The sequence below is a fragment of the Corallococcus exercitus genome, from assembly GCF_003611585.1.
GTDB lineage: Bacteria > Myxococcota > Myxococcia > Myxococcales > Myxococcaceae > Corallococcus > Corallococcus exercitus.
Map to the genome: position 1 here is coordinate 1 of NZ_RAVW01000919.1, position 415 is coordinate 415.

At 56.9% G+C, this 415-nt stretch carries 1 protein-coding gene and 1 pseudogene; both read left to right on the forward strand.

Features of this window, described 5'->3' with window-relative positions; translation table 11 throughout:
• Position 1: 1 nt before the first annotated feature.
• Positions 2 to 148: a ChuX/HutX family heme-like substrate-binding protein gene (locus D7W79_RS46165; RefSeq protein ID WP_208729997.1), complete on the forward strand. Its 147-nt coding sequence runs from the start codon at positions 2 to 4 to the stop codon at positions 146 to 148.
• Positions 148 to 415, forward strand: a pseudogene (gene chuY, locus D7W79_RS42875) (anaerobilin reductase); the annotation flags it as partial. The gene D7W79_RS46165 and the pseudogene chuY, both read left to right, overlap by 1 nt.

Genomic DNA, 415 nt, shown 5'->3' on the forward strand with positions numbered 1-415 from the left:
CATGGACACCGCCTCTATTCTCTTTTTCAATAAGGAAGGCAGCGCCATGCTGAAAATCTTCCTCGGCAGGGATGACCATCGTCAGCTCCTGAGCGAACAGGTCAACGCTTTCCATGCTCTGGCGGCATCGTTAAAGGAACACGCCTGATGACGCCGTGGCTACTCTTTGGCGCAGGCGGAAAAGGTGTGGGTGCCAGAACGCTTGAACTGGCGCTGGCGGAACAACGTCCGGTCGTTGCTGTCATTCGTCATGCCGATGCCGCCACGAAACTGGCGCAACAAGGCGTACAGGTTTTTACAGGCGACGCCTGTGATGCCAGCGTAGTTGCGGCTGCTTGCCGCGCAGCTGGCCCGGATGCGCTTATCATCTCAACAATGGGAGGAGCTCAGGATTATCTGGCGCACAGAACAGTGA